Here is a 7039-nt window from a genome sequence, read left to right as displayed (position 1 = left end):
CCGCCCGACCGCCGGCCCCGGCGAGGGCGGCGAGCAGCGCGCGCAGCCGCGCACCGCTGAGCCGTACCTCCGTCCCGTCGGGGCGCAGGGCCCGGGTGGCGCCGAGGACGTGATAGCGGTGGGTCACCAGCCCATTGTCCCTACTCTGCACGTCGTCGGTGGCGGGGTGGGGCCACGGGCCGGAGCCACGGGCAGGGAACCGCCGGCTCACCGACCGCCGTGATAAGACAGGCCCAGAACCAGGGCAGCCGCCGCCGTGGCGAGGAACACGATTCCGCCGACTATGTTGCGGGAGCCCACCCGCAGGTGGGCGATGATCGCGCCGATGAAATACAGCACGAGGCCGGACGCGGCGAGGGTGCCCAGGAGCGGCACGGCGAGCCCGGCCAGCAGCCCCACGGTGCCCGCCGCCAACAGCATGCCCAGCACCGGCACCCACTTCCGCGGTATGCCCTTCATGTCCGCCTGGGTCTTCGGGTATTCGTGGCCGATCAGGTAGGTGACGGCGGCGGCGCCGTTGAAGATCGCGCCGAGGACGGTGACCGTTACGTAAGCGGCGAACACGATTTCTCCGTATCTGCGGGGCGTGGTGCTGCGGGGCGATCCCTCGTGGGATGCCGTTCTCCCCGTAGACGCTCCAGCGACCCGTTTCGTGACATCGGTTCAGGAAATCGGTCGACGCCGACCCGTCGCCGCTGTTCCGCACCCAGGGCGGCGTGCCGGCTGCGGCAGCGCTCCAACCCCGCCACCACCTCGGCCCGGTCCGGGCCGTCCTGGGCCGCCAGTAGTTCGCCGGCCGCCGTCAGCGCGGCCCAGAAATCGGGCGGTGAGCCCCGTCCGGCCCGGACTCCGACTCTGGCGAAGTACAGGAAGAGCTTCGTGAGCCTCCCCGCGCGAAACCACGCGAGCAGGCTGCCGGGATGGCCCCCGCTCGCCCGTGCGGCGGTTCCCAGCAGGTCGCGGAGGTGGCCTTCGTATTCGTTGAAAACCCGGTCCACGAGGAACATCTCCACGAAAGTGAGAGTGCCGGCGAGGAGTTCCTCCTCTCCCCGCTCGAACTCGGCGAAGTACGGTTCGAGTTCGTGGAGTCGGGCCTCGGCATCCGTCCGGGGCACACCCAGGGCCAGGCAGACGGCCAGCGCGCAGAGATGCCACTCACCCGTCCTGGCGGCCAGTCGGGCGAAGACCTCTTCCTCGTGCCGCCCTGCGGCGAGCATCGCCCAGGCCTCCTGAACCAGCGCGTCCTCGCCCTCCCCCGGTTTCATGGCGCCGAGGCTACAGCGAGGCGCGACGGCCACGTCAGCAGGCGTCCGCGTCCGCGGGCGAGCACGTCAGCAGGCGAGGAGGACCGCCTGTACGGTCTTGCCGCCGCCCGGGGCGCCCAGGACCGAGAGGCGGCGGGAGAGTTCACGTACCAGCGTCATCCCTCTGCCTCCCTCGGCCGTCGTGTCCGCCGTGGAGAACCGGGGTCGCAGGGGGCTGTTGTCGTGGACCTCGACCGTGACCCGCCCCCGGTCCACGCTGAGTTGGAGCCGACAGCCGCTCCGGCCGTGCCGGGTGGCGTTCGTGACGAGTTCCGAGACGACCAGTGTCGCGTCGTCCACCTGGTCCCGTGAGACCTTCTCGCCGCAGCCGTGGTTCAGGTAGGCGGCCGTCAGGTGCCGCGCCCAACGGGCGGACGAGTCCGACCGCGGCAGGCTGTACGTGGCGCGTGCGGCACGTCGTCGGGCATGCCCGTACGCACGCATCGAAACCACTCCCTTCGTGAGGGACCGGCGCCTGCCCCTCCCGGGACGGCGGGCCGCCGCGTCCGTGCGGCGACCGGTCTGTCCCCTTCTGATTCCCGGACACCGTGATCGGCAATCACCGTCCGCTCCCTAGGGGTGCGTGGGACCTGGGCGCTCAGTCCGTCCCGCGCGGCGTGAGGAACGCGCGCGTGTGGTGCAGGTGTTCCTCGACCAGGCCCCGCATGAACGCCCGGTCCGGGAAGTCCCCCTGGAGGATCCTCAAGGGGCCCGCCACGAGCGAGAGATGCTGGGCGAAGCGGTAGAAGCGGAGCCGGTCCTCGTCCAGTCCCGGCCGGTGCAGCGCGGGGTAGCTCTCGCCGAAGCGGAGGCGCAGGAAGACGTGCTCCCACTCGACGTCGAAGTACATGAGGCCCTCGATGTCGATGAGCACCGGCCGCCCCTTCGGGTCGATCAGCACGTGGTCGGGGCCCAGTTCGCCGTGGATGAGACCGTACGTGCCCCGGGGCACGACGGCCCCGGCCAGCTCCGCGGCGACCTCGGCGAGGGGCCCCCGCAGCTCGGCGAGACGGGGATCAAGGGCGGCGCCCTCGGCGAGGTCCCGCACCACCCGGTCCAGGACGGCCCGTTCGGCCGTACGGTCCGCGGAGGAGACACCGTCCCCGGGGCCGGCACCGTCCCCGGAGGCAACGGCGCCGTCCCCAGAGGCTGCACCGTCCCCGGACGCGACCACCGCGACCTTCCCGAGCACAGGGCTCCGGCTGCCGTGCAGCACGGTGAGCATCTCGCCGAGCCGCGCCATCACATCACCGGCCGCGTCGCGGTCCCGGTCCAGAAGGTCGTCCAGCGTCTCGCCCCTCAGGTCCTCCACCAGCGCGAAGTCCGCCGGGAACAACTCCCCACTGTCATCGGCCAGATGGATCCGCGGAGCACGCGCCCCGAGATCCGTCAGGGCCCGGTGCGCCGCGACGAACAGGTCATGACCGGTGGCGTCCGAGAACGGATCCTCGTGATCCTCGCGCCCGTCCGGCGAACCGGCCCGCTCCGGCCAGTAGTTCTCGCTCGCGGCCCAGCTGTAGAGCACGGCGCTGGACGCGTCGCCGAACGTGAGCCGGTACACGCCCTTCTTGCTGCCGCCCCGCAGCCGGTCCACCCTGACAGGACCACGCCCGGACCCGAACGCGGCCCGTACGACACCGGCCACGTCCTCCGGGGTGACATCCCCACGCGTCGGCTCTCTCATCTTCTCTCCGCCGTCCCGTGCCGCTGCGCCGTTCGCACTCGGCCGCATCCCGTGCATCGGCGCCGTCCCGCGCTCGCGCCGAATCGAAGAGGTCAACCTAGCCCGTCGCGACTTCCACGCCTCGCCATTGGCGTCGTTAAGCCCGGATTGACAACATCCGTCCATGCCCACGCGCACCCGCATCCTCGGACTGCCGTTCATGGGGGTCCTGGCCGCGAGGCACGGGACGGATGAAGGACGGCGGTGGCGGTGATCGCGGTGACGGTCGCGTCGGCCTCCACCTTGTTTTCCGCGTAGTTGACGACCACCGCCAGGCCGTCCGCCGCCAGCCGCCCGGCGCTGCGCCGGCCGATGCCGCGGGAGCCGCCCGTAACAGCGTTTCGCGCACCCTCCCCCTGCCGTCAGATTCTGAATCGACCCCTCATCAACTCGCCCCGGACAGCACGCAGATGCCCACAATCGGCGCGTCCCGCCGGTTATTTGTTGATGACACGAGAACCCGGAGCGGACGGTTCGCGCACAACTCTTGACGTGTACGAAACACGGGGGAAGCATCTCCTCTACCCAGAGAGCGCTCTCCGACTATCTGCCCCCCACCCATGCCCCCACGCACGCACCCGTGCCTGCCCTTTTCTGATGACTCAGGAGACCTGCCCATGCACGCTCCTCCGCTCGCTTCGCCGGTACCGGCGTTCCGGAGATCAACGCCGGACCGACGGCGAGGACTCGCCGCTTCCGTCGCCGCCACCCTGATCGCCTCCTTGTTGCTCCTCATCCCCAGCACGAAGGCGGACGCCGCCCCGACCCTGCTCTCCCAGGGCAAGCCGGTGACGGCTTCCAGCGTGGAGAACGCCGGCACCCCCGCCACGGGCGCCAACGACGGCAACACCGGGACCCGTTGGTCGAGCGCCGCGTCCGACCCGCAGTGGATCCAGATCGACCTCGGCTCCACCGTCGCGGTCAACTCCGTTGTCCTGAACTGGGAGACGGCGTACGCGAAGGCGTACAAGATCGAGCTGTCCACCAACGGCACGAGCTGGACGCAGGCCTACGCCACCACCACGAGCACCGGTGGTGTCCAGACCCACACCGTCACGGGCAACGCCCGCTACGTCCGGGTGACCGGCACCGTCCGGGCCACCCCCTGGGGCTACTCCCTCTGGGAGTTCCAGGTCTTCGGCGGCACCGACGGCGGCACGGGCAACCCGCTGCCGGGCGGTGGTGACCTCGGTCCGAACGTGATCGTGTTCGACCCGTCGACGCCCAACATCCAGGGCAGGCTCGACCAGGTCTTCCAGCAGCAGGAGTCGGACCAGTTCGGCTCGGGCCGCTACCAGTTCCTGTTCAAGCCGGGCACGTACAACGGTCTCAACGCCCAACTGGGCTTCTACACCTCGATCTCCGGCCTCGGTCTGTCGCCCGACGACACCAACATCAACGGTGACATCACCGTGGACGCCGGCTGGTTCAACGGGAACGCCACGCAGAACTTCTGGCGCTCCGCCGAGAACCTGGCCGTCAACCCGGTCAACGGCACCAACCGCTGGGCCGTCGCGCAGGCCGCGCCGTTCCGCCGGATGCACGTCAAGGGCGGGCTCAACCTGGCGCCCAACGGATTCGGCTGGGCCAGTGGCGGTTACATCGCCGACAGCAAGATCGACGGCACCGTCGGCCCGTACTCCCAGCAGCAGTGGTACACCCGTGACAGCTCCGTCGGCGGCTGGACCAACGGCGTCTGGAACATGGTGTTCTCCGGTGTCGAGGGCGCGCCCGCACAGGGCTTCCCGAACCCGCCGTACACCACGCTGAACAACACCCCGACCTCGCGGGAGAAGCCGTTCCTCTACCTGGACGGCAACACCTACAAGGTCTTCGCCCCGGCCAAGCGCACCAACGCCCGCGGCACCACGTGGGGCAACGGCGCGCCGCAGGGTACGTCCGTGCCGCTCGACCAGTTCTACGTCGTCAAGCCGGGCGCGACCGCCGCGACGATCAACCAGGCGCTCGCGCAGGGGCTCAACCTCCTGTTCACGCCCGGCGTTTACCACATCAACCAGACCATCAACGTGAACCGCGCCAACACGATCGTCCTCGGTCTCGGCCTCGCCACGATCATCCCGGACAACGGGGTGACCGCGATGAAGGTCGCCGACGTGGACGGCGTGAAGCTCGCCGGCTTCCTGATCGACGCCGGTCCCGTCAACTCCCCGACGCTCCTCGAGGTCGGACCCCAGGGCGCGTCGGCGGACCACTCCGCGAACCCGACCACCGTCCAGGACGTCTTCATCCGCATCGGTGGCGCGGGTCCGGGCAAGGCCACCACCAGCATGGTGATCAACAGCGATGACACGATCATCGACCACACCTGGATCTGGCGGGCCGACCACGGCGCCGGCGTCGGCTGGGAGACCAATCGCGCCGACTACGGTCTGCGGGTCAACGGCGACGACGTCCTCGCCACCGGCCTGTTCGTCGAACACTTCAACAAGTACGACGTGGAGTGGTACGGCGAGAACGGCAAGACGATCTTCTTCCAGAACGAGAAGGCGTACGACGCGCCGAACCAGGCGGCCATCCAGAACGGTTCGATCAGGGGGTACGCCGCCTACAAGGTGGCCGACTCCGTGAACAACCACGAGGGTTGGGGTCTGGGCAGCTACTGCAACTACACGTCGGATCCGAACATCATCCAGGAACACGGCTTCCAGGCGCCGGTCAAACCCGGTGTGAAGTTCCACGACCTGTTGGTCGTGTCCCTCGGTGGGATGGGTCAGTACAACCACGTGATCAACAGCCTGGGGTCGGCCACGTCCGGCACCAGCACGGTCCCGTCGACGATCACCTCGTTCCCGTAGTCCGGTGAACCACTCACCGGGTGAACCACTGATCCGGTGATCCGGTGATCCGGTGATCCGGTGATCTGACAGTCGGCACACGACAGGGCCCGTCCTCGATCCGAGGACGGGCCCTGTTCACTGCGTACCGAGCGTCACCGCGTACCGCGCGTCAGCGCCGTCCGCGCAGCTTGCCGAACAGCTTGCGTGCCTGCTCCCGCTTCCGCGGGTCGGCCGAGGCGCGCCGTACCTGCTCCGTGACGCGCTGGCCCTGCGGGCTGCGGGTGAACTGCTTGATGCGGTCGAGCATGCCGGCCATGTTGTCTCCTGGGGACGCGGGATCCATGGCTTCCGAAGCCGTGGGCGGGTCGATCTGCCGTGCGTCTACCCCGTGCCGGGCCGTCCACGCGTCGGCCGTGCCCCGCACGGCTCATCAGTTCGGGCGGAGTGACGCGGGAGCGCGCAGACTTGACGGCATGCCGGGCAAGCGCAGCGCGGGACTTCTGGTCCACCGGGTCACCGACACCGGTGTCGCCGTGCTGCTCGGGCACATGGGCGGCCCCTTCTGGGCGGGGCGCGAGGACGCCGCGTGGTCGATCCCCAAGGGGGAGTACGGCCCCGGGGAGCCGGCCGAGGCCGCCGCGCGCCGCGAGTTCCAGGAGGAGCTGGGCCTGCCGCCGCCGGAGGGGCCCTGGACGCCGCTGGGCGAGTCACGCCAGCGCGGCGGCAAGATCGTCACGATCTGGGCGGTCGAGGGGGATCTGGACCCGGCGCTCGCCGTGCCCGGCACGTTCACGATGGAGTGGCCGCGGGGCAGCGGCGTCCTGCGCGAGTTCCCCGAGATCGACCGGGTGGCCTGGTTCGCCCTGCCGGAGGCGGCGCCGCGTCTGGTGGCGGGTCAGCGGGTGTTCCTGGACCGGCTGGCGGCCCTGCTGGCGGAGCAGATAGCGGACGACGAGCGTCCGTTTCCCACCCCGCCGGGCGAGTGAACCCTCGATACCCAGCAGCAGCGCCCGTAACGCCCGCAATGCCAGCAACGCCACGAACGCCAGGAAAGGCATCAGCCCATGGCTCGTCGCACCCGTGTTCTCGGCTCGCTCGGTACCGCCCTGCTCGCCGCGGCCCTGCCCGCGACCGTCCTTCCCGCCAAGGCGATGTCCCTCGCCCCCTCCGACCCCCCTGCGGGGGCGGGCGGGCCGGGCGGCGAGCGGCGGGCA

The 7039-nt window shown here is 70.2% G+C and carries 7 protein-coding genes and 1 pseudogene; 2 read left to right on the top strand and 6 right to left on the bottom strand.

Annotated elements, in window-relative coordinates:
• Positions 1-207 precede the first annotated feature (207 nt).
• The 5 genes and pseudogenes from GT042_RS16635 to GT042_RS16615 all read right to left on the bottom strand — a co-directional run.
• Positions 208-564, bottom strand: a complete 357-nt coding sequence (locus GT042_RS16635; protein WP_161309499.1) for a DoxX family protein — start codon at positions 562-564, stop codon at positions 208-210.
• On the bottom strand, positions 546-1265 hold the full coding sequence (locus GT042_RS16630; protein ID WP_202532908.1) for a hypothetical protein: 720 nt from the start codon (positions 1263-1265) through the stop codon (positions 546-548). Before GT042_RS16630 ends, GT042_RS16635 begins: the two co-directional genes overlap by 19 nt.
• A 66-nt stretch (positions 1266-1331) precedes the next feature.
• Complete coding sequence (locus tag GT042_RS16625) at positions 1332-1748, bottom strand: ATP-binding protein (protein ID WP_161309498.1); 417 nt, start codon at positions 1746-1748, stop codon at positions 1332-1334.
• 154 nt (positions 1749-1902) lie between these two features.
• Positions 1903-2988, bottom strand: coding sequence for a phosphotransferase (locus GT042_RS16620; protein WP_161309497.1), 1086 nt, complete (start codon positions 2986-2988; stop codon positions 1903-1905).
• 245 nt (positions 2989-3233) lie between these two features.
• Positions 3234-3341, bottom strand: a pseudogene (locus GT042_RS16615) (3-ketoacyl-ACP reductase); the annotation flags it as partial.
• Between the two features lie 303 nt (positions 3342-3644).
• On the opposite strand from GT042_RS16615, the gene GT042_RS16610 reads away from it, so the two are divergent.
• A complete protein-coding gene (locus GT042_RS16610; RefSeq protein WP_161309496.1) occupies positions 3645-5843 on the top strand; it encodes a discoidin domain-containing protein in 2199 nt (732 codons plus the stop codon).
• 151 nt (positions 5844-5994) lie between these two features.
• On the opposite strand, the gene GT042_RS38210 is transcribed toward GT042_RS16610, so the two are convergent.
• The gene (locus GT042_RS38210) at positions 5995-6141 is read right to left on the bottom strand and encodes a hypothetical protein (protein ID WP_202532907.1); all 147 of its coding nucleotides are present in this window, start codon (positions 6139-6141) and stop codon (positions 5995-5997) included.
• 157 nt (positions 6142-6298) lie between these two features.
• Here GT042_RS38210 and GT042_RS16605 point away from each other — a divergent pair, with 157 nt between their 5' ends.
• Positions 6299-6811, top strand: a complete 513-nt coding sequence (locus tag GT042_RS16605; RefSeq protein ID WP_161309495.1) for an NUDIX domain-containing protein — start codon at positions 6299-6301, stop codon at positions 6809-6811.
• Positions 6812-7039: the final 228 nt, after the last annotated feature.

Source organism: Streptomyces sp. SID3212 (genome assembly GCF_009865405.1).
Taxonomy (GTDB): Bacteria; Actinomycetota; Actinomycetes; order Streptomycetales; family Streptomycetaceae; genus Streptomyces.
This window is presented reverse-complemented; position numbering and strand designations above follow the sequence as displayed.